Consider the following 23450-nt stretch of genomic DNA (forward strand, 5'->3'; position numbering starts at 1 on the left):
ATCCGACCCCGCCCCGGCTCACCCCCACCGGATCAGACGCACTACCGGCTGTCGGACTATCTTCTCGAACGCGGCCGCTACGAGCTCCGCCACAACTGCCCGCCCACGCCGTTCTGGACCGCCGCCCTGCGCCACGCCCGCACCGACGAGGACCGCCGGGCCCTGGCCCGGTCCGCGTACGAGCGAGGGCGGGTCCGCGTATCCGCTTCGGTCCCAGACGGAACAGACATCCTCGGCCTGCACGACCGTGACTCCGCCTACAAGCTGGGACACGAAGCCCGAAAGGCCCGTGCGGAAGGCGCGCTGGCCAAGATCAGCATGCAACGGGCGTCCGGTGAACCCCAGCCCAATGCCTTCATGCGCTACCTCTACCGGCGCCAGGAGGCACGCCACCTCAAGGAACTCGGCGAGTCCGAGAAGGCCGCGGCCGTCTGGCGCGACCTCGCAGACGAGGGCTATCCGGACGCCTTCGTACAGGTCGGGAACCACTGCCTCGAACAGAGCCGGCGGGCGGAGGCGCAGCAGTGGTTCCGACGGGGCGCCGAGGCCGGTGACGTCGACGCCATGCAGGCGTTGGTGTTCCTGCTCGCCGAGGACGGCCTGTTCGGCGAGGCCACCGAGTGGACCGAACGGATCGTCAAGATCGGGGACATCTACGCCTACTCCCGGCTGGCCTACCGCTACGAATGGGCAGGCGACATCACACAGGCCAAGATCTACTTCCGCAAGGCGATCGACGCCGGACTCATCGACTGCTACCAAGACCTGGTCCGGCTGCACCACCAGGAAGGAGACAGTGAGGGGGCGTTTTGCCTGTACACGGAGGGGATCGCCGTGGGGGAGACCACCGGGCCCATGATGCAGGCCGAACGAAACGGCGAACACGCCAAGGCCGACGAACTTGCCTTCACCGCCCGCGACTACGGCACCATCCAGCCACTTCGGCTGCTGCTGTGGCACCGGCTGCGGCAGCCGGACACCCTCGTCCTGGGAACGGACCTCGCGCACAAGGCGATCGACGCCGGCGAGGCGTTCATCGTCAAGGGAGTAGCCAGCGAGCTTTCAGAAACCGGACACCATGACGTTGTCGTTGCCCTTCAACGCATCTTCGACACGGTCGATGACCGCGGTGACCAATGACGGACGCCAACGCAGGCCGCTCACACTGCGATCCAGCAATCCCAGAGTAATCTCAGCCGGGAAAGCAGGCATCGCCGATGCGGTACGATCACGCATGGCGTAATGGAAGTCAGCGCCTGTGCAGCACCGCGCCGGTTCGGTCTGTATGCCTTCGCTGCTGATTCGGCCGCGCGTTGCCGCACTGCCCCGCCGGACGCGCTCACTCTCAGGAACACCAGAGTGAATTCTTCCCATTATGCGCTGTCGGCAGGCGTCGAGCTGCATTGCCCGCACGAGCCTGAATCAATTCCCGCTGCTGGGTTTCAGGTTCCTCCTGGAGACGACGTGAAAATCCTCGACGAGATCTCTCGTACGCTGAGCGAGTACCTCCTCATCCCGGGCCTGACCACACAAGACTGCACGCCGGACAACGTGGATCTCGGGGCGTCCTTGGTGCGTCACCGGGTCGGCGACGAGTCGGCCATCCGGATCGCCACCCCCATGGTGAGCGCCATCATGCAGGCGGTGTCGTCACCGAAGTTGGCGGTGGCGCTGGCGCAGGTCGGCGGGCTGTCGTTCATCCACCAGAATCAGCAGATCGAGGACCAGGCGGCGGACGTGCTGGCGGTGAAGCGGCACAAGGCCGGCTTCCGGACCAGCGAGGTCGCCGTAGCGCCGCAGACATCTCTCGGTGAGGTCGCCCGCCGGCTGGCCGAGAATGAGCAGGGCGTGGCCGTAGTTACGGAGAGCGGGGAAGCCGACTGCGAGTTCCTGGGGATCATCAGCCTCGACGACTTCCACCTGGAGAGTCACGGAGCCTCCGAGACCGCCGGCAGCCGGATGCGGAGCCGTGACAGCCTGGTCACCGCGTCAGCCTCGGTCTCGCTGTCCGAAGCGAACGAGTTGATCTGGCATCACCACCTAGATGTGCTGCCGGTGCTCGAGGACGACCGGGTCGTCTCCTTGGTCCTCAAGAGGGATTATCAGGCCCACAAGACGTATCACCGTGCGACCGTGGACAGCGAAAAGCGTCTGTGCGTGGGTGCCGGCATCAATTCCCGTGACTTCAAGGACCGCATTCCCGCCCTTATGGAGGCCGGTGCAGATGTGCTGTGTCTGGACTCCTCCGACGGATATACCGAATACCAGGCGAAGACTCTCGAATTCGCCCGGGAGAAATACGGGGACGACGTCTTCGTCGGCGCAGGGAACGTCGTCGACGGGCGGGCTTTCCGCTACCTAGCCGACGCGGGCGCGGCGTTCGTGAAGGTCGGCATCGGCGGCGGGGCCATCTGCACCACCCGGGCACAGAAGGGCATCGGCCGCGGGCAGGCCTCCGCGCTGCTCGATGTCGTCGAGGCGCGCGACACCTACGCCCGGGAGACTGGGCTGTACGTGCCGCTGTGCTGCGACGGTGGCCTGCTCAACGACTCGCACATGGCCATCGCCCTGGCGATGGGTGCGGATTTCATCATGCTCGGCCGCTACTTCGCCCGGCTCGACGAAAGCCCGTCGCGGAAACTCCAGATCAACGGCCAGTGGTACAAGGAGTACTGGGGCGAGGGCTCGCGTCGGGCACAGAACGCGGCCCGCTACGGCCAGCGCGGCACGATGGTCTTCGAAGAGGGCGTCGACGGCTACGTTCCCTACGCCGGCAGCCTGTACGACAACGTGGAGCGGACCCGGGCGAAGCTGATCTCAACGATGATCAGCTGCGGGTCGACGAACCTGCGCGACTTCCACCGCGATGCGGTCCTCGTTCCGGTGTCTGCGGAGTCGTTTAAGCAGACCGGCGCCGAGGTGCAGTTGCGCCAGCCTGCCATCGACTCCGGAGAGTGACCTGACAGGTGCCGACGCGGGTCTGGTGCGGGGCGGCAGGTGGTACCGGCGATCCAGCAGGTCGGCCGGATCGACAACACCGAGAGCAAGAAGTCTCATGCCGAGGTAGTCGTGCGCCTCGATGCCGACGTGCCCTGGCTGGAGCGCATGCACCACCGGCGCCGCCGCATCCTCGAATGCCGCGGCTTCGAGATCACCTCCCAGGAGAAGCTCCCCAGCATCATCCCCGCACCCGTTGTTCCCGCCCGCAGGAACCCGGCGGCGCCGGTGGCGGGGAACGGCAGCGGCCAGAGAACGGGCCATGGACGTGCCGCCGCGAGGACGGCTCTGTAGCGGCACCTGGGACAACGCAGCTCACGCCCCGGCACAGCCGGTCAGTTGATTCAGCACGCTACGAAGGGGTACCGCACGTCGGTAGCGTGATCGGACAGGCTCCGACCGCGTCCGACCAGGAGCGAAAAGAGGCGCCACAGAGCGCTGCACGCCGATACACTCCCAGTGACCTTCGCCGCCTTCCCGGGCGGCCGGCTATTTCAACCAGGTCGCCTACAGCGGCCTTAGATTGAGGCGTTCATGGTGTGCGACCGGCCTGTGGTCGGCGTGATCGACTACCGCACCGGCAACAGTCAGAGCGTGCGATATGCACTGAATTCCTTAGGGGTGCCCAACCGCCTGCTCACCTCTCCTGCTGATCTGGACGGCATCGGCCGGGTCATTCTGCCGGGGGTCGGGGCGGCCGGAACCACGATGCAGTACCTGTCCGAAGCCGGATGGCCCGAGGCGCTGCGCACCCGTGTCGTGGACGGTGATATGCCCTTCCTGGGGATCTGCGTCGGCCTCCAAATCCTCTTCGAGACCAGCGAGGAGCAGCAAGCCACCTGCCTGGGCTGGATCCCCGGGACTGTGCGGGCCTTCGACGGCGCGAACGTCCGGGTGCCCCAGATGGGCTGGAACCAAGTCCACCGGGCCTCAACGCATCCGTTCCTAGCAGGCCTCCCGGATGAAGGGCACTTCTACTTCGTCAACAGCTACTACGCCGAGCCAGCCGATCCGGCGGACACTGCGGCCACCACAGTGCACGGGGTGAGGTTCACCTCGGCCGTGGCACGCGGCAACATCATGGCCACCCAGTTCCACACCGAAAAATCCGGCCCACTCGGCCTGGACCTGCTCGAGCGATTCGCCAAGACGCCGCAGGAGGAACTGTGCCCGCGATGACCACCGGAAACCTGACCACGCGGCTGATCGCCTGCTTCGACGTGGTGGAGGGACGGGTGACCAAGGCCCGCCGGTTCGAGGACAACATCGACGTCGGCGACGCCGCCGAGATCGCCACCTCGGTCTACGCGGACGGCATCGACGAGATCATCTTCTACGACATCCTCGCCAGTGCCCAGCGCCGCCAGGCGGACCTGCTGACCATCCGTGCGGTGGCGGAGCAGGTGTTCGTGCCTCTGACGGTGGGCGGAGGGATCCGATCGCTTGAGGACATGCACGCCGTGCTGGACGCAGGGGCGGAGAAGATCAGCCTCGATTCGATGGCCGTGCGCAACCCTGAGATCATCGCCCAAGGGTCGGCCGAGTTCGGCCGCCAGTGCATCGTGCAGTCAATGCAGGTCAAGCGCGTGCCCGTCCACCCCGAGATACCGAGCGGGTACGAGGTGTTCATCGACGGCGCCCGGCAGGCGACCGGCATGGACGCTGTCGCGTGGGCACGCCGGGGCGAGGAGCTGGGCGCGGGAGAGATCTGCGTCAACTCCATCGACCAGGACGGCACCCACCACGGATACGACCTTGAGATCACCCGGGCGATCGCCGAGGCGGTGAACCTGCCAGTGATCGCCTCCGGCGGCGCGGGCAGTGCGGAGCACGCGGCGGTGGCCTTCACCAAGGCGGGGGCCTCAGCGGCGATCGTCAGTTCGCTGCTGTACTCGCCGCGCATGGAGCGCACCGTGCCGGTGGGCGAGATCAAGGCCGAGCTCGCCAAGCGGTACGGGCTGCCGGTCCGCCTGGTGTGACGACTGTATGGGGCATGCGGCTGGGGCCGACCTCATCAAGCGGTTTGCACCCCCCAGCCGCGTCCGGTGACCTCGATGAGTCAAGGGGCGGCAGGCGAAGAGAAGTTCTCCGATCCCTGACTCTGCGCGGCGATCGTGGGCCACCTCACCCTCGGCGACAACATCATCGAGACCGGACCGATTCCTCCCGTCTCGCCCATGTCACGACACGCCTAGCAGAAGACTGATCGCAGCCACCGCGTCTGCTACCGTCCGGTCGGCCCGGGACTCGGCACCAGGCCATGGGTGTTGTCCCCTGACCCATACTGTCCGCAGCCCGGCCGCGCGGCCGCCCGCGATGTCGTGCTCGGGATTGTCACCGACCATCCACCCGCCGTCGGCCAGGGCCATACCGCACCGTTCGGCTGCCAGTCGGAAAATCCGGACATCCGGCTTGCGGATGCCGACCTCGCCGGAGACGCAGCAGGCGTCCACCTGGTCACCCAGCCCGGTCCGCTCGATCTTCATCAGCTGATTGTCGGCCATCCCGTTGCTGACGATTCCCACCCGCCAGCCCGATGCCCGCAACTGCGCCAGGCCATCGAGCACCTTCGGATCGCAGCGCACCAGGTCCGGCATCCGGGCGCGGAAGTCGGACCACAACTCATCAGCCGGCTCGGTGAGCCCGAAGCGCTCCCGTACCTCGCGAAAGAACTGGTCACGAGGCCGAGCACCTTGCCCGTCCGCCGCAATCAGCCACTGCACTTCCTTACCTCCGAGCTGTCGCTCGTCGGTGAACTCTGCCGCCCACGCGGAAAAGGCGAGCTGCCGGTCGACCAGGGTGTTGTCCAGGTCAAACAGCGCCAACCGTTGCACAGGCGTCCAACTCCCAACAGCGTGCCCACTCCTGCCTCTCACCTTCGGCCAGGCGGGGCCAATTCTCCCTGGCCGATCATGGCACGGTGATCGCCCAAGTACGGTCATTCACGCTGCCCCGGAGGCCATCGCACCGTGCCTATGCCAGGATGTCGGCGCGCAGCAGCCGACGACGGCGCCCCACCCGGCCCGGACCAACGGGATGCGGTGGCTCTCGCGGGATCATCGGATCAGCTCCTGCGCGGCCAGTCGACGACGAGACGGCTGTAGGTCTTGTCGATGACGAACCGCGGGTCGGCGGCCGTCAGTTGGTCGCGGGCGTCGCCGACGGCCATGCGGAAGCCGGGCTTTGGCCCGTCGTTACCCCAGCCGCGGTCCCACTCGCCGATCTCGGCCGCGACCCGACCGGCGAGTTCGGCGGCGCGCGGGCCGTGGCCGACAACGCCGATCTGCCAGAACCGGCCCTCCTCGTCATCGCCCTCGCGCACGGTCAGGTACGCCAGTGTGTCGCCGTCGAGCGCGGCCATGGAGCCCCAGCCGAAGTGCGGGGCGAAGCCAGGACGGGAACCGGGCATACGGGACAGGCCGTTGGGCAACACGCACGCCAGGTACAGGTAGAGCCACTCGAAGGGGGCGCCTTTGCGGAACTTGACGCCGGTGTAGACCTTTGCCTGCGGTTGGTCCAGGACGGTGCGGATCGCTTGGCGGTCCACGTCCTGCTCGCTGAAGGTCTCCAGGCGGACATTGCCCTCACCGGCCATGGGCACGAGCGTGTAGATGTCGTCGCACACGCCCTTGCGGAGGGGCACAAACGTCGCCATCTCGCAGGAGATGGCCTTCCAGGTGTCGCCGTCGCGTTCGAAGGCGAAGCTGCGGGAGATGCTGCCGCGGATACGCATCGGGAGGACGAGGCGTCCGCCCGGGGCGAGCTGGTCGAGAATCCTCACGGGTACGTCGCCGGCGCCGACGGTGAACTGGATGCGGTCGAAGGGAGCGTGCTCGGGGAGGCCGACGGCACCGTCCGCCAGGACGACCGAGACGTTCGAGGCTCCGGCCTGAGCGATGTTCTTACTCGCGTGGTCGACGAGGTCCTGGTCGACATCCACGGTCCACACGTGGCCGCCGGGCGCTACGAGCCGGCCAAGGAGCGCCGCGTTGTAGCCGGTGGCGGCCCCGGCTTCCAGGACCTTGTGGCCGGGCCCGGCGCCCATCTGTTCGAGTTGGGTGGCGACGATCGAGGGCGCGGAAATACAGGAGATCATCTCGCCGCTCTCGTCGTGCTTGATGGCGACGGCCTCCTCGGCGTACGCGGCCTGGAGATCGACGCCGGGAAGAAACCGGTGGCGCTCGGTGTCCCGGAACGCGGCGATGACGGCGGGCGTACGCAGATGGCCGCCGTCGATGAGGTTGTTCACGAGTGCTTCGCGCAGGCCAGCGGGGCTGATCGTGGGGCTCAGGGCGATCTCCATCCAAGTCAGGGTAGGGGGCGATGAAGGACGACGATCGCGCGGCCAGCAGGCCGACGCGCCGGCTTCACCCTCGAAGAGCGAGGCGGTCCGAGAGGTTCTGGTGCTCCGGATGGTCCGGCAGGCGTGACAGACGTCCCCGGATGGCGGTGATGCCGCCGTCGATGCGTACGGACCGAACGCCTTCCGCGCAGTCGAGGAAGTCGTGCCAGGTCGCGCACGCCTCGCTCGTGTTGCCTCGCCGGTGCTGGACCTGGCCGAGGTCCGCGAGCACGATCGCGCGGGTACGGCGTCTGTCGAGGCCGTACGTCTCGAGCGCGTGATCAAGATGGGTCTCCGCGACGGGCAGATTGCCCATCCGGGCGTGGATCATGCCTGCCTCGTGGGCCCATCGGCCGTGGCTGTAGTGGCTGGCCCAGGACTCGCCAGGCCTCACCGGCGCGCTCTCGATCGCCTTCTGAGCGGAGGTCAGCAACTGCGCTGCGAGGACCCGGTCGCCGACGGCGGCCGCCGCCCGGGCGTACGTGGTGCTGTAGTAGGCAAGGGCTTTCGGGTTGTGCAGGTTGCGGCCGCGCTGCGCGCATGCTTCGGCGAGCCGCACTGCGGCGGGCGTATGGCCGAGGTCGATGGCCTGGTCGGCCAGGCCGCGCAGGGCGGTGGCCGCGAGTTCGTTCTCGCCGACCGCCGCGGCGAGCCGGTAGCTGCGCAGATGACAGCGCCGGCTCAAGCCATCGAGGCCTTCGTCGCGGGCCATCCATCCGACTAACTGAACCAACTGGCTTGTCGCGGCGAAGAGTTCCCGTCCCACGAGATCCGCGTACCTGCCGTCGAGCCAGCGTCGTACGTCGGTCCTGAGGTAGCCCAGGGCGAGGTGGAGCACCTGGCCGCCACCGGTTTCGGAGGCGGCGTTGCCCAGCTCGGTCGTCATCGTCCGGATGGCCATGACCTCGCCCATGCCCACCGCGACAGGTCCGGGCCGCCCCACGTGCCGGGTCAGCGCCTCAGCATCGGGCAGGCCGAGGGCGGCGAGACCGAGCGCTGCCGAGGCCGTCAGAAGCTGCCGTCGATCCACGTCCGCGCCTCCCCGATGCACGACACCGGTGACCACGATATCGCCGAGCACCTGCTGGGTCCTACCGGACGGATCCGGCACACCTGCGTTCCTGCTGCTCGGGAGCGAGCGCAGCACCTCGCCCGGGGATGCCGTTTCAAGCAGAGCTGCCCGAATCCGCAAAGTCCTGACCTGTACCGACACCCCGCTCAGACTGTCGTGTCAGGACCCGCCCCGGTGAGCCTCTGACCGCATCTCTGCCAAGCTGACCACCATGGTCACCGACTCCACGGGAACGACCTGCTCCCCGCCGCCCGGGCCGCGACCAAGGCGAGGACCGGATCGATCCACCAGGCCCACACCGTCTCCGGCGGCCTGGCCGCCGTGTCGGCACGGGACAATGCCCAACGGGAACTTGCGAGAGGATCAGCATGGGGTGGGAACGGACGGCGAGGGAACTGTTGCATCGGGGCCCGTTTCTGGCCCTGTACCGCGACTCGGTGCTCCGTCCGGACGGTATCGCCGGCACCTACGAGCACGTCGTGGTCGAGGACGGAGTGCGCGTGGTCGCCCTCGATGATGACGGCCAAGTCGTGCTCGTTGAGGATGACTTCTACCTTCAGGAACGTCGCGTCCTGCACCTTCCCGGGGGTGGCGTCGGGGGGCAGGATCCACATGCGGCAGCCGTCCGGGAACTGGAAGAGGAGACTGGCCTGGTCGCGGGCGAGACACGTCCGCTCGGCGTCATCGATCCCCTCTCCGCGACCACGGTTGCGCGGACCCATCTGTTCCTGGCCACGGACCTTCGGCCGGGACATACACAACGTGACGCGACCGAGATCGGCATGACGGTGCAGCGGTGGAAGCTGGACGACGCCATCGACGCAGTGCGATCCGGCAGGATCAGCGAGGCCGGGACCGTGGCCGCGCTTCTGCTGGCTGAACATGCACGGGCGTGACACCGTGAGCGACATGGACGACGAACTGGAGGTTCGGCACGCAGCCTGGGCGCTCTACGTGTCGCTGCACCTCCTTGCTGAAAGCCACACCGGCGGCCAGATTCATACCGATGTACAGCGCGGGACGCTTAGTGACCTCGACGATGCTCTTGATCAACTGGACCAAACGCAGGCGATGTTGAGTCGCTCGCATCCTGACCTGGTCCAGGGCATCCGTAGCACCGTTGCCTCCTGGGAGGAACACCCGACAGACCGTCTCGTCAGACTGTTGCCCCTGCTCGACGACCTTGCCGAGATAGCCGGCGCCTCCCTCCCGTCCCTGTTGCCGCCTTCAACATGACTCCCTCTTGACTGCTGTGCTCTGGGCGGTCGTACGGCCGTTCTACGTCGTGATCGCTCACCTCGTACGCGGGCAGCATGAGGTGGACCGCGGCCCGATACGATGCGGGGCCAGCCAGACAACGTATATCGAGGCCGCAGCGGTGCCGCGCGCCGTGGACGGCCTGCCGGCCTGCCGGTGTTTCCCTGGCCGGGCTTGGAGGTGGAGCATCTGCTAGCGGCTGAGTTCGTGCAGCCGCTAGAGCCCACCCAGCCTCACGAGCTGGGCCACCACGGTCAGCGGTGCCGCCGTGACCGGCGACATCGCCAGGGAGACCGGGAGTTGGCGCGGCTCGGCGCGCGAGCCTCGGCAGCTCAGTAGTCCGTGTCTCCGGTGAGTGCGGCCATCATGGTGGAGCGCACCGCACCCATGTGAGCCCACGTAGGCCGGAGATCGTCCCACAGGCCGCGGGGGTTGGCGTCCTCTTCCCATTGGGCGGCGTACTCGAATCGCATACGGCTCTCGGCCTGCTCGGCGGAGACGTTCCACCGTTGCGCCTCGCGGGCGACCTCCTCGGACGTGGGCGCGGGCAGGGAGGCATCGCGCCAGGCGGCGAGCAGCCGCTGCGCGTGCGGCAGCAGGGGCTCAGCGGCGCTGACGTACAGCTCGGCCAGTTCCACCATGGGCGAGTCGGCAAGCTGCTCCCGCCCGGCAGGCAGCACCTCGTCGCGCACCACCGCGACCACCCGGGCCAGCGTGTCGAAGTTCTCGGTGTGCAGACGGTGCCACTGGTCCGTTCCCCTCGGGAAAGTGGAACGCGTCTCCTCCTCCACCGCCTTCATCCGCTGGAAGACGGTACTGCCGAAGGCGACTTCGTCTGCCGTCGGCTGCCACTGCCAGCGGTTCAGGGATCGTGCGATCTCGCTCAGCCGGTCCGGGGTGACGGTCATGGCCCCCAGCGTACGGAAGCGGGGGTCGGGGGAAGAATCCGTCATTGAGGCGGGCCGGACCGGCTCGGGTTGCAGCCGGGTACCTGGGCCGCGAGGCACATCGGCAAGGGCGCGTGGTCAAGGCGAAGGGACCCATGCTCGCCGAGCCGGGCGTGTTGACCAGGTACTCCGGAGCCCAGGTCTCCCGACACGAGCGGGCCACCTCACCGATGACCGACGCCGACGTGCTGCGCCGATTCGCCGACGCCATCGAACTCCTGCACCAGGCGCTCGGTCTCGCCCCGTTCGCGCCCCCACAGAGATCCGACATGGCCAGCCGATCGGTTCAATTACCGTCTCCCCTCGGATCTCCGCCCATAGTCTGGGTAGACCTGAGCGGGGAGGGGGAAGGTCCTTTGCGGCGCAGGAAGTTGATCGCGGGTCTGGCAGCCACGGCCGTCACAGCCGCCGCCTCCCCGCTCCTCGGCACGGGGATGACCCAGGTAGACGAAGCTCTGCTCGGCGAGCTGATCGTGGCACGTCTGCGCGATGCCATGCTCGGGCCCGGACAAGGCCTTGAGGCACCGTCACCCAAGACGCTCGCAACAGACTTCGCCCGCGCGCTCGCCGACTTCGACGCCTGCCGCTACGCCTCCCTCGCTGTTCGCCTGCCCCGGCTTATCCGTGCCGGGCACGCACTCACCACCGGCGCCGACGACACGGATTCCCCCGTGCTGCTGGCCAAGAGCTACCTCCTGGCCACCCGACTGCTGGCCAAACTCGACGAACAAGGGCTCGGCTGGATGACGGCTGACCGCGCCCGCCAACTCGCCGAAGTCGGGGGCGATCCGATCGCCACTGCCGAGGCCGCCCGCCAGATGGCCGTCCTCGCGCGGAAAGCCGGCTGGCACCAAGACGCTCTGTCGATCGCCCTGACCGCCGCCGACCACCCAGACCTGCGGAGGGCCGGACGAGCAGGGGTAGCCGCACGAGGACTCCTCAAGCAGAGCGCCTCATACACTCTGGCCAGGCTGGGCGACCGGGACGGCATGCGCGAACTGACCGACGAAGCCGCGGCGATCGCCAAGGAGCTCGGCAGTGGAACCCTGCTTCGTGATCACGGAGTCGGCTTCAGCCCCCTCACCGTCCAACTCCACAAGATCAGCGCTGAAAACCATGCCGGCGACCCCCTGGCCGCGCTCGCCGCCGCCCAAACCATCCCACTGAAGGCACTGCCCAGCGTCGAGCGCCGCTCCCGCGCACTCAGCGACATCGCCGTCACCTACGACCGCCTCGGCCGACACAGCGACTGCGTCCGCACCCTTCTGGCGGCAGAGCAGCTCGCTCCCGAGGAGACCCACGCCCGGCCAGCGACGAAGTCACTGATCTCCAGCCTGCTGATCTCTGGACCGGCCTCGACGGAACTACGCGGCCTCGCCGAGCGCAGTGGCGTTCTCGTCTGAGATGAGAGGCGGCCGGGCGAGAGCCGCCGTCCCAGCACTACTCGTCCAGCCCGCCGGGCCCGCCGACCTCGGTGGCACGCCGTACGGCCTTGCCCCACAGATCGGGGACCAGCGAGCGAGGGGATAGGCGCGGGCTGGCCACCGCTGGACCGGGCGGCGCGCGAGTCTAGAAGACGAACTCCCCGAACTTACCTGCTCGCTCTGCGAGTTCGAGGCGCGCTGCTTGCGGTTCGGCGATGATGTCCGGGCGCCCGTAGAGCCAGGTGACCAGTGCGGCTGCCGCGTGCACGGTGGCCACGGGCTGGCCGGTCAGCTGCTCGGCGATGACACCGGTGATCTTGAGGCGGCTGGCGGCCAGCGCTTCGAGCTGGTCGAGCGCGGCCTCCCAGTGCTTCGGCGGGCACAGGATGCCCAAGAGGGGCCGTGCGCCGACTTGCCACAGACCGGGGTCCAGGGGCGTCGTGTCGAGGTGCCGCAGGCCTTCGGCGGCGAGTTGGTCAACGACGCCGGGAACCAGGGAGGGCGGCACCCAGCTGGAGAGGACTTCGGCGACCTGTTCCGCCGGACTGCCTGCCACGGCCTGGGCTTCCACCAGGAGACGGTCGGTTCTGACCCGCGCCGCGTAGTCCTCGTCGCTCTCGTCCGGCTTCTGCGGAGCGAACAGATCCCCGGGCAGGCCGTCCGCGCCGTCCAGCGCGCCCTCCAGATACGACAGGAGGATCATCCAGGCGAAGACCTGCTTGCCGATCTCCCGGCGCGCGTACGAGGACAGCCGTCCGCCGCCCATGTCGTCCGTCGACACCGGCCGGGACGGCTCCGGGGCCAGCTCCCGCTCCCGGCGCGCCGCCTGATCCTTCACACGCTGCGCCCGAAGCCGCTTGCCCTTGCCCACGTCGTGCTCCCCCTCGTTAAACAGTTGCTGTGCGACGAAGACGCCCGGAGCCGATGAGACAGACTCCACCGCCGACGTCGATCGACAGGATGCCATCTTGGTCGGCAACCGCCCGCGCGTACAAGGCGGATGGCCGGTTCACAGCCTCACCCTGGCTGAGGGTGAGCTGGACGCCGGAGGCAAGCCGCCCGTGGCGTACGAGGTGCGCGGCAAGTGGACCGGCCGCCGACCCGCACGCGGGATCCTCGGGAACACGGTCGTATGGGGAGAACATGCGGGTGACCGCGGTGGTGGGGCCGGTGAAGGAGAAGACGTTGATGCGGGCCCGGTTTTCACCAGCGGCGCGGCCCAGGGCGGGGAAGTCGGGGACGATGGCACGCACGGCGTCGGGGGAATCGGCCATCACGTACAGGTGGGGGATTCCGGCGTCGTACAGGGTGACGGGCAGGAGGCTCTGCTGGAGCCCGAGCACGGCGAGCAGATCGGCGCTCTGTTCGTCTGGGACGGGCGAGATCTTCGGAAGGGGCTGCTGCATCCACGCGGTGTACCGGTCCTCGTCCACACGGCGGGTGGTGACCGGCACGATGCCGACGTTCGTCTCGATGCGCAGCGAGGTCTCGGCAGCGCCCTGGTGCTGGGCCAAGACGACGGCCGTGCCCAGCAGCGGGTGGCCGGCGAAGTCCACCTCCGTCACGGTGCTGAACAGCCGCACGCGAGCGTCACCTCCTTCGGCGGCCGTCTGAACGAAGACGGTCTCGGAGAGGTTCATCTCGCGTGCGACGGCCTGCATCAGCGTGTCGTCGACCGGGGTGGTGGTCTCGGTGAACACGGCGAGTTGGTTGCCTGCCAGCGGTGTCTCGGTGAAGACGTCCGCGAGTTCGTAGCGCAAGGTGTCTCCCTGCTCGAGTCCGTGCCAGCTGCTGTAGGACGGCGGCCGACGTTCCAGACGTGGATGGTGGCGAACGGTGCTCCCCGCGATGGGAAGACGGGCGTTGGCCCCACAAGGAGGCCGGCCTCGTACATGCCACGGGCAGTGGAGCGGAAGGAAGCGCGGGCGTGCGCGCAGTGCTCACAAGAGGGCGGGTTGGAGGACCGCCAGTGCCACGATCCCCCGCATGCGGCCTTGGGCTGCGGCCTGGCGGGCCCGTCCGGGGCTGAGATCCTCTCGCGGCTGCGGCCCGCACAGCAGAACGCGGCCCTGCTGCTCGGCCAGGGCGAACCAGGAATCGGGGAGGGGATCGATCACGTCGGTGCCCCACAGATCGATCTCCGGCCGGCCGTCGTCGTGCACCCGCATGACCGACAGCAGGGTCCGGGTGGCCTGGTCGATGATGACCTGCCACCGGGTGTCCACCGGCGGCACCTCGCGCATGTCGAAGGCCGGCCACTGGCAGCGGTCACGCAGGTGCTCCAGCCCCGCGGCCGGGTTCTCCGGCATCAACGCGAGCATCGGCAGCTCGCCTTGACTGGTGGGGATGCGTCCGATTCCCAGCCCGTACAGGGCCGGGATGTCGTCCACCAGGACCTGGCGAGGTGCCGTTCCGGGTGCGGCCGGCGCGTCGGGGATGTCGAAGCCGGACAGGCCCTCCTCGGCCCGGATGTGGTAACGCAAGGCGTCCGTGAGGAGATCCTCGAGGCCGTCGCGGTTGAGAGCGGTGACCGCCTGGTACAGGGCCGACCCGTCCCGTGTCTCACGGACGCCGCGCGCGAGGGGGTGGAAAGCCTTCGTGGTTGCCGAGACGTCCTCATCGAGGACCGGGAGGTAGATGAACACCGAGGACGCCAGATCAACGATGAGCAGCCGGTCGCCGTCGAGGACTTCCCGCTTCCGGTGCCTCGTGCACGGCTCGCAGCCGTCGAAGACGGCGGCGAGCAGGGCGCCGGCCGGCTCGTAATCGGCGTCGTGATCGACTCCGAACGCTGCGCCCGGAACGGCGTGGCCCGGACCTGCCAACTGGTGCCCGCCGCACGGCGGTTCCGCCTTCATCGTCATACCAACTGTCCCCGCATGACGCGACGATAGCCGGGGCATCGCCATCAGCGGCACGAAACCAGGCGTACGCCCGGTTTCTGCGGTGCCGGTCCCCTGGAACGGGTTGCCCGGGCCGGCCGGGCACGGTCTAGGGTGCTCGACATGGCTGTGCATCCTCTCGCTGACCAGGCCGCCCTTCTGAGGGCCAAGTCCCTGGCGTTCTTGCGTGCTCCGGTCAGCCGGGAGATGTGGAAGACGATCATGGATGGCGGGCACTCCTTCGTCATGCCCGCCGCCTGGCAGGCCCTGCCGCGAGCCCGCCAGATCGAGTCCGTGATCGCGGCAGAAGACAAACGGATCGCCGACGGCACGACGTTCGCCATGGCCGACGAGCTCCGGCAGGCGGCGAACGCCGTCGGCCAGGACCAGTCGATCCCCCTGCCCTTCACCGAAGACGTGCTGCCCGCGCCCAGCGGAATGCTGGTCTTCTCCGCACAGGAGCCGCTGCTGCACGTCAACTCGCATCCTCTGATCGCGGTCACCTGGGGGCCTCCGATGGAGGGCTTCTCCCCGCAAGGCGTGCACCTGACCTGGTGGACGGCCATGAGGGACGAGCACCAGAAGCCGGACGCAGCCGCGCGGGGCCAGCTGATCCCGATGATGCCCGACTTCGACCTCCACCTGCCGTTCCTGCCCCAGTTCGATACGCGTCTGCACTACTCAAACGCGGAACTCTCCTCCACGTCTTTGTATTCGGCCGTCCCGCTGCGCACCGTGGTGGCCGCCTGGTACGTCCTGACGGCCACGAGCACGACCCTGTCCGAGCAGCGCCCCCGAGCCACCGTCACCCAGACGCTGAAGGAACTGAAGGCGAAACGACGCGGGGTTCAGGTCGCCACCGGTGCCGCCGACACCGCACGCCGGGACATCACCGACCGCGCGGCCGACAAGATGCGGCAGCTGGTCGAGCCGAACAACTTGCTCAAACCTGCCCCGGAGATCGCCGCCACTTCGAGGACCGTCTCGTACGGGGTCTTCGAGCCCGGGCGTGACCATCAACTCGACTCCGCCCACCGGCGCATCGCCCGCATCTACCGTGAGGCGGCAGCGCACTGGCATCGGCTGGAGATGCAGGCCATCCAGCGTTACCCCGGCGTCTTCACCTTCCTTGAGGACGTACGCGCCCGCGAGCACGAGCTGTGGCAGCCCTGGTGCTGGATGCCGAGCCTCCGCGTAGCGGCGTGGCTCATGAAGATGTACAACGCGCCGACGGACAAGGCCATGTGGGACAGTCCCCGCATCGCGGCCCTGGGGGCGTGGCGGAGCGGCGGCCGCCACAGTGTCCAGAGCACCTTGCCCATCGGGTCGACCGCCAGCGACCGTGTTCCTGTCGGACTCCTCAATGCCATGCCCGCCCCCGGCCTCGGCATGGTCATCGATGCCGGCGGCACTGTCGACCTCCTCCTGGCTTGCCTTGATGACGTCAGCGCCCGCGGCGACCGCAGCCCCTCCGATGCCGAGCTCCTGCTCATTTCCAACTACGGTGAACCCGACCGCCTGCTTGAGGATGTCACCAAGCTCACTGTCTACCTCACGGGGAACGACCTCCTCGACGCTGTGAAGATCACCCAGGCCTACTACGACGCCGCCGCCGTGCAGAACGGCAAGGAGCCGCAGACCGCCGATGACACCGCGGCCGCCGAACACGCGCAGACCCTGGGACAGTTCACCGGACTACTCGCCGCGATCTGCGCGCCCGATACCGCATTGCAGGATGCAGGTGCGCTGACCGGACGCAAGCTGCCGGCGCCATGGCCGCCGCAACCGAACGTGCTCTCCGAGACGACTCTCTGGCTCCTGACGGACATCCCCACGGCTCACTGATCCCGTCGGCAACCAAACCGTCGTGGGGGAAGTCGTGGCGGCGCTCGGACGTCGGCCTCCCAGGACGTGGCCGCCTTCGTCAGGCGGCGGCCGACACGTGACGCTGCCGAAGGCGTGCCACTCAGGCCACGGGCGGAGCCCGGCCGCGTCGTAGAGTGTAGGCAGTCAACTGCCGTGAGATGGAGGGCCGATGACCGCACCAACGGACCAGCCGCTTTCGTCTGGAGGCGCTGCTCGGCTCGACCGAATCTGGCTCGGGCAAGAGCTGCAGGCCATCCTGAGCCCGGATGCAGAGGACGCTTCGGGCACGTGGGATGAACACATCGAGAACTCGACCATCTGTGCGGGAAGTTCACCTTGGCTGGCGCCGACTGGGACTGACCGAGGCTGACACTGCCCCATGCCGTAGGCGCAGACGTCCAAGGCACTGCCGGGTCTCGTGAAGACGGTCGGCCTGACTGGCGGAATCGGCCTGCGGAGCGCCGAGCCTGGAGAGATCCGCCGGACACGTCCTAGAAGGCTGATGAAGATCTTGCTTTGGCCGCCCGGCTCACCCCAGATTGCCGGTAAATGTCAATCGATACAAAGTGGCGCAAGCTGGACGCAATTTCAAGATCTTCAGGACACTTCTAGGCACAGGCGCCCGCTGGGACGATCTCGGAATGCCCACCGGCTCACACACCACCATCAGTAGCTGGTAGTACGAGTGGGAGAAGAATGGCCTGTGGCAAAAGATCTCACGACGTGCCAGGTAGGTGGACATCACCAGTGCGTGGCGTCCCCTGATTTCGGGAATTCCTAGTCAAGCCAGTCCAAATAGGCTCCGTACTCCTGGCGTACGTAGCTGCGGGGGCGGTCGGTCCATCGGGGGTCTGCCGCCGGTACGGGCCCGGCACTGCCCTCGTGGCGTCGGTCCCAGTCGACGAGGATGTTGGCGAAGTCTCGTGCCTCAATGAGGACGTCGTCGGACGCAATGTCGCCCATCGCGAGCGCATAGCGGTCATGGAGCGCCGCGAATTGCAGGAGAAAGTTGCGGTTCCGCCGAGGATCCTCCGTCCCCGCGATCTTGTCAGCGCGGAGGATGGCCTGCAAGGTGTTCACTGCCGTCGCGTGCTGCTCTACGGTCTGGGCGCGGTCGTAGACAGCCGTGTCCGGTTCCACTCCTCGGTTGCTTGCAGGAGGCTCTTGGTCCAGGGCGGCGCGGAACGCGTGACGGGTCTCCAACATGGCGCGCAGCCGGTCGCCCACCGTCCTTCCGAGTTCGGCGTGGGCGGCGAGGGAGTCGTGGGCCTGTTGGACGATGAACGCAGCGTTGCCGCGGCTGCGCTGTTTGTCCTCGAGTGCGGCTCGCAAGTCGTGGAGTGCTTCGGCGAGGCGATCGTCGGGCGGTGAGGCTGAGTCCAGGGTGTCGAGGATTCGGTCGTGGTCAAGGAGTCCGACGGCCGAGTTGAGAGGGACCGCCAGCAGCTGTGACCCGTCAGGCGCGTTCATGCGCTCGGCGACCGCAGTGGAGTGCAAGGCGCACGCTGTGACCAAATTGACGTAGGGCAGTACAGTTCTGCTGGCTTCTGTACGTTTTTGGACGGGAAGCTTCCATGTCGAGGGATGCTGCGCAAGGTACCAAGTGGTGAGTTCCCCGGCCCAGGAGACACATCCATCCCAAGCTGAGCCGAAGCGGGTCTGGCTCGCCTGCTGCAGATTCTCGTCGATGTCCATACCGACAGACGGTAGTCGGAACAAGATTGTGTAGGCGACGGCTGGGGAAGTTCGCTGGCTTCCCGGCTTGATTCGTGCCGTGGCAGGGATCGGCCGCGCTGTCGCGGCCTGCTTGGGTACGGTCCGGCGGATGCTGGTCGTGCTTCCCACGATCGACCTGCTGGTCCAGAGCTTGCGGCCCCACTGTGATGCTGGGGGCGCCTTGGGCACGGCGACTGCGTCACCGTCCTGTCGACTTACGCCGCCCTGCCGTTGATCGCTGAAGCACACAGCCGCCACGATCTCCCCGACTGGGACATGGCCGTCATCGACGAGACACACCGGACAACCGGCCGGAGCCGGCTGACGGCCTGCTACCGCTCGCCTCCGCGGGCCGGCGCTCTGAGCGGAGCCGCACATCTTCCCGCAGGTGCCGGCTCCCTCCCACCCTTGTGGTGCCTCGTCCACGACGCCGCGTTCCCCAACGATCCCATGCTGGTGCGCCGTTGGGCTTGTGCCAGAGGCTCATCGAGCGCCGGATTCCGCGCCAGAGACACGTCAGAGCAGGTGATAGACCGGGCGCGGTTTGAGCTTGAGCTGTCGCATGATCTTGGCTTGGGCGACTTCCGCCTTGACTTCCTTCAGCCTCCGCCGATCCTCGACCAGCATGCTCCAGGTGTTGAACAGCGCCCGCAGCATGGCGGTCAGACTCTCGTGACCAGCCTGCATGTACTCGGCTGGAAACGTTCCGTACGGGATCTCGTGCTCACGGTCGTAGTTGTTCCAGCCCAGTGCATCCACGAGCTCACGCTGCTTGCCTTTGAGTTCAAGAGCAGCCCAGAAGGCCACCCATGTGCCTTCGCCACCTTCGGCGGGACCCCAGTGCGCAGCAACCACCGGGGTTCCCGCCCCAGTGCGGGCGACGGGCCGGGACCAGGTCACATACCCCGATTCGGAGGGCAGATGATCAGGGCTAAGGTCACGTCGTGCGAAGAAGTCTGTGCCGGCCTTCTCGGTGCGCTCCGGCGAGAGGTGGAACAGGTCCGCATGCGCGACTCGTTCGGCCTCGGCGGCCGCGAGGTGAGCGGCCTTGTCCTCAAGAGACTCCAGGAGATCGGCGCCGGCGGACTGCCGGAATGCGGTGATTCCTTGGACGGCCATGACGTCCGCCCAGTTCTCCGTGGCGTTGGCGATGAGGAATTCGTAGGAGGTCATCCAGGTTTCGCGGCACCACTTGGGTGAGGTGACGTCACGCAGGATGACGCGGTTCTGGCCGACGGAGATGAGCGGATCCACGCGGCAAGCCTATCCGCCGGATTCTCGGGCGGACGACGGCACCAGCCACGAACTGGCCGCTTGAGGAACGACTCGCCTACGATGCGGCACCTGAGCGATGACCGAGGAGTGGGAGGCCCGGCAACGATGCCGTTCGACCCCGATCGTCCCGCACCGCCTGGCGGGATGAAGCACCGCTCCGACTGTGGCTACATCATCGCCGGTCCGGACGATCGCGGATGCTGCCTCATCCACGAGATGTGGGTGGACCCCACGCACCGCGGCTCCGGGGAAGGGCGTGCTCTGGTCGATCACGTGCGTACCTGGGCACGCGACCAAGGCCTGTGGCCGCTCGTCGTGCACTGCTCTCCCGGCAATCAAGCCGGCCAGGCCTTCTACGAGGCACTCGGCATGAGGGCCGTCGCCATCGTCTACCAAGACGATCTGGAAGGCGGTGCAGAATCCCCACGGCCAGGAGCGTAGGCGACACGGCCGGATCGCGGGAGGACGAGTTCACCGTCACCGATGAGACGGATTCGGCGACTTCGAGCACGGTGATCTGGCCGGTGGGTCAGCGCTCGGGCTTCGGCGGTCGCTGCATCAGCGCGGCCGTGGCCTGGCCGAGCGTGACCTTTCCGTTCAGCAGGGCGGTGATCACATCGGTGATCGGCATGTCGACGTCGTACGCGTGGGCCAGGGCGAGGACGGCCTCCGCCGACTTGACGCCTTCGGTGGTCTGCCGGGTGGCTGCTGTCGCTTCGTCGACGCTCAGACCGCGGCCCAGGTGGGTGCCGAAGGTGCGGTTGCGGGAGAGCGGGGAGTTGCAGGTGGCGACCAGATCACCGAGGCCCGCCAGGCCCGAGAGGGTCGCGGGGCTGGCACCCATGGCCGTGGCGAGCCGAGTGGTCTCAGCCAGACCGCGGGTGATGAGCATGGCCTCGGCGTTGGCACCCACGCTCATGCCGGAAGCGATGCCGACGGCGAGGGCGATGACGTTCTTGAGCGCCCCGCCGAGTTCGCAGCCGGTCACGTCGGTGCTGGTGTAGGGGCGGAAGTAGGCGGTGTGGCACGCCTGCTGGACACCGACGGCGGCAGCTTCATCAGGGCAGGCGACGGTGGCGGCAGCAGGCTGTCCGGCCATGATCTCGCGGGCGAGGTTCGGCCCTGAGAGCACCGCCACCCTCTCCGCCGGGATGCCAGTCACCTCGGTGATGACCTCGCTCGCCCTCTTCCCCGTGGCGGCCTCGATGCCCTTCATGAGCGACACGATCACGGTGTCGGGCCCGATGTACGGCGACCAGGCGGCGAGGCTGGCCCGCAGGGACTGGGCCGGGATGGACAGCACGAGGTAGTCGGCGCCCTCCAGCGCGGCCGCCGGATCGGTAGTGGCCGTGAGCGTGGTGGGCAGGTCGACATCCGGGAAGTAGCCGGGGTTGCGATGGTGGGTGTTGATCGCCTCGGCGATCTCGCTGCGGCGGGCGTGCACGATGACGTCGGTGCCGGCATCGGCCATGATCTTGGCGACGGCGGTTCCCCAGGACCCGGCGGAGAACACCGCCGCGCGGGGGGAGCAGGGCTGGCTCACCGAGCGATCCTTTCGGTGATCGCGGGCTCTGCCGCCGGGATGGCTGCTGGCCCACGGCATCGTACCGTTCAAGGTGCATGCTGCCGGGCGGCCATGAGGTGCATGGGCAGCACCATTGGCCGCTGATGACGTACGGCGTCTGGCGCGCGGCTCCCATGCCGAGCGGCGGCGTCCGGCCGGGTGGGGAATCAGCCCCGGTCTCGCAGGGAGAGTGACCCCGGCTCACTGCGTGACGAGCTACCCGTACGCCGGCGGGGGCACACCAGTACTGAGGCAGATCTCAGATCTGATCCAACTCTCCTGTCTGATAGCCCTGTTGACAGGGTTAGGCTCGGTGGAGGGGAGGTCCGGCGCCGCCCTGGCTGTTGATGCGTGTGCTGCAACCAGCAAGAATGCGTTCCGTTACGGCATTATTCGATCTTGCATTCAGACATCGGTTCGCGGGTGGGGATGACGTCAGGCGAGTTGTGGCCGCACCAGGCCGAGGCAGTTGAGGCGGTCACGAAGGCCATTGGCCGTGGCGGCCGGACGAGCCTCATCGCCGCGTGCGGGACAGGAAAGACCAGGATCGGCCGCGCGGCCGCGGCCCGTCTGGGCACCGTCCGGCGGGTACTTGTCGTGCTCCCCACCATCGAGCTGCTGGTCCAGACCCTGCGGGCCTACCGTGATGCCGGCGACGGCACCCTGGGCACGGTGGCCGCGATCTGCTCGGATCCCAGCGTCGCGGAGCTGGAACTGCTGCACGGCGAACCCGGCATCCTCGTCACGACCACCCCGTCCGTGCTCGCGGACTCCGTCCGTGCCGACGACTGCGTCACCGCCCTGTCGACCTACGCCTCCCTGCCGGTGATCGCGGAAGCGCACAGCCGCCACGGCCTCGCGGACTGGGACCTCGCCGTCATCGACGAGGCCCACCGGACCACCGGCCGGGCGGACGGACCGTGGAAGACGGTCCATCGCGACGAGCACGTTCCGGCACGACGGCGCCTGTACATGACGGCCACTCCCCGGATCTCGGAACGCGGCGGCGAGGCCATGGTGTCGATGCACGACACCACCGTCTTCGGCGAGGTGTCCTACCGGCTGCCGTTCTCCAAGGCGATCGACATGGGGCTGCTGGCCGACTACCGGGTCGTCGTCCCGGTCGTGACTGACGAAGAAGTACACCGGCTTGCCGCCGACGAGACGCTCGCGATGAGCCTGGGCGGCGCCAAGCTGTCCCCGGGCACGCTGGCCGGCCAGATCGCGGTCCTGCGCACCATGAAGGAATTCGGCGTACGGCGGGCCATCTCGTACCACCACCGCGTTGCCGAAGCGAAGAAGTGGGCGCAGACCCTGCCGGCGGCGGCAGCGCTGCTGCCAGGTGGCATCGACCTGTGGGCCGGTCATGTCTCCGGCATGCAGGCGCCACACCTGAGGCGCCGCATCATTGAACGGCTGGCCGACCCGGGCGGGGACACCGTCGTGGTCTCCAACGCCAGGGTCCTCGGCGAAGGCGTCGACGTCCCCGCCGTCGACGCCGTGGTGTTCACCCGGCCCCGCGATTCCGCAGTGGACACGGTCCAGGCCGTCGGGCGGGCGCTGCGCACAGGCGGCCGCAGCGATAAGGTCGCCACCATCGTCGTGCCGCTGCTCCTGGCTGCTGCGGAGAGCCCCGAGGCCGCCCTGGAGGGCAGCGCCTGGGAACCGGTGTGGCAGGTGATCCGGGCACTGCGCGATCACGACGACCGGCTGGAGGACTTCCTGCGCCTCCAGCGCGTCCAGCTCGGTGAAGGCACCCTGTTCGAGGAGGGGCCACGCGAAGCGAAACTGCCGCCCTGGCTGCATGTCCGCGGCGTGGACGTGCCCACGGAGTTCGCCCAGGCCATCACCATCCGCGCCCTGCGGGCCAGTTCACCCAGCTGGGACGAGTACTTCGGGGCCGCCCGCGCATACGCGTACCTCCACGGGCACGCCAACGCCCCGGGCCAGTGGGTCAGCCCCGGAGGCCTGAAAGTCGGCCAGTGGATCGGTGAGCAGCGCAAGGCGCGGCGGGACGGCCGGCTGAGCATCGCGCGCGAGACCGCGCTCGAGACGATCCAGATCATGTGGAACACCAAGGACGACGGCTGGTCCAGCGCGCTGGACCA

At 68.0% G+C, this 23450-nt stretch carries 21 protein-coding genes; 11 read left to right on the plus strand and 10 right to left on the minus strand.

Going from position 1 to position 23450, the window contains the following annotated elements; genetic code table 11:
- From AOK08_RS28910 to hisF, 5 genes are all read left to right on the plus strand, one after another.
- Positions 1–1140, plus strand: a 1140-nt coding sequence (locus AOK08_RS28910; protein ID WP_157876844.1) for a tetratricopeptide repeat protein, incomplete at its 5' end; no start/stop codon positions are given.
- Positions 1141–1242: 102 nt separating this feature from the next.
- On the plus strand, positions 1243–2958 hold the full coding sequence (locus tag AOK08_RS28915; protein ID WP_241827126.1) for an IMP dehydrogenase: 1716 nt from the start codon (positions 1243–1245) through the stop codon (positions 2956–2958).
- Positions 2959–2997: 39 nt separating this feature from the next.
- The gene (locus AOK08_RS28920; protein ID WP_055531495.1) at positions 2998–3291 is read left to right on the plus strand and encodes a hypothetical protein; all 294 of its coding nucleotides are present in this window, start codon (positions 2998–3000) and stop codon (positions 3289–3291) included.
- 267 nt (positions 3292–3558) lie between these two features.
- Positions 3559–4176 carry an imidazole glycerol phosphate synthase subunit HisH gene (gene hisH, locus AOK08_RS28925; protein WP_198539423.1) on the plus strand — a complete coding sequence of 206 codons (618 nt, stop codon included), beginning with the start codon at positions 3559–3561 and terminating at the stop codon, positions 4174–4176.
- On the plus strand, positions 4173–4976 hold the full coding sequence (gene hisF, locus AOK08_RS28930; RefSeq protein WP_055531526.1) for an imidazole glycerol phosphate synthase subunit HisF: 804 nt from the start codon (positions 4173–4175) through the stop codon (positions 4974–4976). Before hisH ends, hisF begins: the two co-directional genes overlap by 4 nt.
- Positions 4977–5177: 201 nt before the next feature.
- Here the strand turns inward: hisF and AOK08_RS28935 are convergent, their stop codons facing one another.
- From AOK08_RS28935 to AOK08_RS28945, 3 genes are all read right to left on the minus strand, one after another.
- Positions 5178–5831, minus strand: coding sequence for an HAD family hydrolase (locus AOK08_RS28935; protein ID WP_055531499.1), 654 nt, complete (start codon positions 5829–5831; stop codon positions 5178–5180).
- A 230-nt stretch (positions 5832–6061) separates the two neighbouring features.
- Complete coding sequence (gene fxlM / locus AOK08_RS28940; RefSeq protein WP_063794149.1) at positions 6062–7300, minus strand: methyltransferase, FxLD system; 1239 nt, start codon at positions 7298–7300, stop codon at positions 6062–6064.
- Positions 7301–7364: 64 nt separating this feature from the next.
- Positions 7365–8369 (minus strand): NsdA family TPR-like regulatory protein, encoded by a 1005-nt coding sequence (locus tag AOK08_RS28945; protein ID WP_055531529.1) that lies wholly within the window; start codon positions 8367–8369, stop codon positions 7365–7367.
- Between the two features lie 479 nt (positions 8370–8848).
- On the opposite strand from AOK08_RS28945, the gene AOK08_RS28950 reads away from it, so the two are divergent.
- Both AOK08_RS28950 and AOK08_RS28955 read left to right on the plus strand, forming a co-directional pair.
- A complete protein-coding gene (locus AOK08_RS28950; protein ID WP_157876845.1) occupies positions 8849–9307 on the plus strand; it encodes an NUDIX domain-containing protein in 459 nt (152 codons plus the stop codon).
- Positions 9308–9320: 13 nt separating this feature from the next.
- Positions 9321–9647: a hypothetical protein gene (locus AOK08_RS28955; protein ID WP_157876846.1), complete on the plus strand. Its 327-nt coding sequence runs from the start codon at positions 9321–9323 to the stop codon at positions 9645–9647.
- 353 nt (positions 9648–10000) lie between these two features.
- Here AOK08_RS28955 and AOK08_RS28960 read toward each other — a convergent pair whose 3' ends face one another.
- Complete coding sequence (locus tag AOK08_RS28960; protein WP_063794151.1) at positions 10001–10576, minus strand: hypothetical protein; 576 nt, start codon at positions 10574–10576, stop codon at positions 10001–10003.
- A 395-nt stretch (positions 10577–10971) separates the two neighbouring features.
- Between AOK08_RS28960 and AOK08_RS28965 the strand changes: the two genes are divergently transcribed.
- The gene (locus AOK08_RS28965) at positions 10972–12018 is read left to right on the plus strand and encodes a hypothetical protein (RefSeq protein ID WP_055531507.1); all 1047 of its coding nucleotides are present in this window, start codon (positions 10972–10974) and stop codon (positions 12016–12018) included.
- 166 nt (positions 12019–12184) lie between these two features.
- Here AOK08_RS28965 and AOK08_RS28970 read toward each other — a convergent pair whose 3' ends face one another.
- The 3 genes from AOK08_RS28970 to AOK08_RS28980 form a co-directional block, all read right to left on the minus strand.
- Entirely contained in the window at positions 12185–12910 is a 726-nt protein-coding gene (locus tag AOK08_RS28970) for a hypothetical protein (RefSeq protein ID WP_055531509.1), read from the minus strand.
- A gap of 16 nt (positions 12911–12926) precedes the next feature.
- The gene (locus AOK08_RS28975; RefSeq protein WP_055531512.1) at positions 12927–13799 is read right to left on the minus strand and encodes a PhzF family phenazine biosynthesis protein; all 873 of its coding nucleotides are present in this window, start codon (positions 13797–13799) and stop codon (positions 12927–12929) included.
- A 180-nt stretch (positions 13800–13979) separates the two neighbouring features.
- A complete protein-coding gene (locus AOK08_RS28980; RefSeq protein WP_055531514.1) occupies positions 13980–14903 on the minus strand; it encodes a hypothetical protein in 924 nt (307 codons plus the stop codon).
- A 141-nt stretch (positions 14904–15044) separates the two neighbouring features.
- On the opposite strand from AOK08_RS28980, the gene AOK08_RS28985 reads away from it, so the two are divergent.
- A complete protein-coding gene (locus AOK08_RS28985; RefSeq protein WP_157876847.1) occupies positions 15045–16766 on the plus strand; it encodes a hypothetical protein in 1722 nt (573 codons plus the stop codon).
- Between the two features lie 798 nt (positions 16767–17564).
- On the opposite strand, the gene AOK08_RS28990 is transcribed toward AOK08_RS28985, so the two are convergent.
- Together AOK08_RS28990 and AOK08_RS28995 are read right to left on the minus strand one after the other, a co-directional pair.
- Positions 17565–18482 carry a hypothetical protein gene (locus AOK08_RS28990; protein WP_157876848.1) on the minus strand — a complete coding sequence of 306 codons (918 nt, stop codon included), beginning with the start codon at positions 18480–18482 and terminating at the stop codon, positions 17565–17567.
- A 537-nt stretch (positions 18483–19019) separates the two neighbouring features.
- Positions 19020–19757: a hypothetical protein gene (locus AOK08_RS28995; RefSeq protein ID WP_055531520.1), complete on the minus strand. Its 738-nt coding sequence runs from the start codon at positions 19755–19757 to the stop codon at positions 19020–19022.
- A gap of 126 nt (positions 19758–19883) precedes the next feature.
- Between AOK08_RS28995 and AOK08_RS29000 the strand changes: the two genes are divergently transcribed.
- Complete coding sequence (locus AOK08_RS29000; protein ID WP_055531522.1) at positions 19884–20219, plus strand: GNAT family N-acetyltransferase; 336 nt, start codon at positions 19884–19886, stop codon at positions 20217–20219.
- A gap of 88 nt (positions 20220–20307) precedes the next feature.
- Here the strand turns inward: AOK08_RS29000 and AOK08_RS29005 are convergent, their stop codons facing one another.
- Positions 20308–21321 (minus strand): NAD(P)H-dependent glycerol-3-phosphate dehydrogenase, encoded by a 1014-nt coding sequence (locus tag AOK08_RS29005; protein WP_055531524.1) that lies wholly within the window; start codon positions 21319–21321, stop codon positions 20308–20310.
- 420 nt (positions 21322–21741) lie between these two features.
- Here AOK08_RS29005 and AOK08_RS29010 point away from each other — a divergent pair.
- The coding region (locus tag AOK08_RS29010; protein ID WP_157876849.1) for a DEAD/DEAH box helicase at positions 21742–23450 on the plus strand (1709 nt) is incomplete at its 3' end.

Origin of the sequence: Streptomyces graminilatus, from assembly GCF_001418565.1 — a bacterium.
GTDB lineage: Bacteria > Actinomycetota > Actinomycetes > Streptomycetales > Streptomycetaceae > Streptomyces > Streptomyces graminilatus.

What these genes read in the sequence shown, in the direction of transcription:
- AOK08_RS28915 (WP_241827126.1), top strand. Translation starts at nt 1,243, where the DNA reads ATGGAAGTCAGCGCCTGTGCAGCACCGCGCCGGTTCGGTCTGTATGCC.
- hisF (WP_055531526.1), top strand. Translation starts at nt 4,173, where the DNA reads ATGACCACCGGAAACCTGACCACGCGGCTGATCGCCTGCTTCGACGTG.
- fxlM (WP_063794149.1), bottom strand. Translation starts at nt 7,300, where the DNA reads ATGGAGATCGCCCTGAGCCCCACGATCAGCCCCGCTGGCCTGCGCGAA.
- AOK08_RS28955 (WP_157876846.1), top strand. Translation starts at nt 9,321, where the DNA reads ATGGACGACGAACTGGAGGTTCGGCACGCAGCCTGGGCGCTCTACGTG.
- AOK08_RS28960 (WP_063794151.1), bottom strand. Translation starts at nt 10,576, where the DNA reads ATGACCGTCACCCCGGACCGGCTGAGCGAGATCGCACGATCCCTGAAC.
- AOK08_RS28980 (WP_055531514.1), bottom strand. Translation starts at nt 14,903, where the DNA reads ATGACGATGAAGGCGGAACCGCCGTGCGGCGGGCACCAGTTGGCAGGT.
- AOK08_RS28985 (WP_157876847.1), top strand. Translation starts at nt 15,045, where the DNA reads ATGGCTGTGCATCCTCTCGCTGACCAGGCCGCCCTTCTGAGGGCCAAG.
- AOK08_RS28990 (WP_157876848.1), bottom strand. Translation starts at nt 18,482, where the DNA reads ATGGACATCGACGAGAATCTGCAGCAGGCGAGCCAGACCCGCTTCGGC.
- AOK08_RS29000 (WP_055531522.1), top strand. Translation starts at nt 19,884, where the DNA reads ATGCCGTTCGACCCCGATCGTCCCGCACCGCCTGGCGGGATGAAGCAC.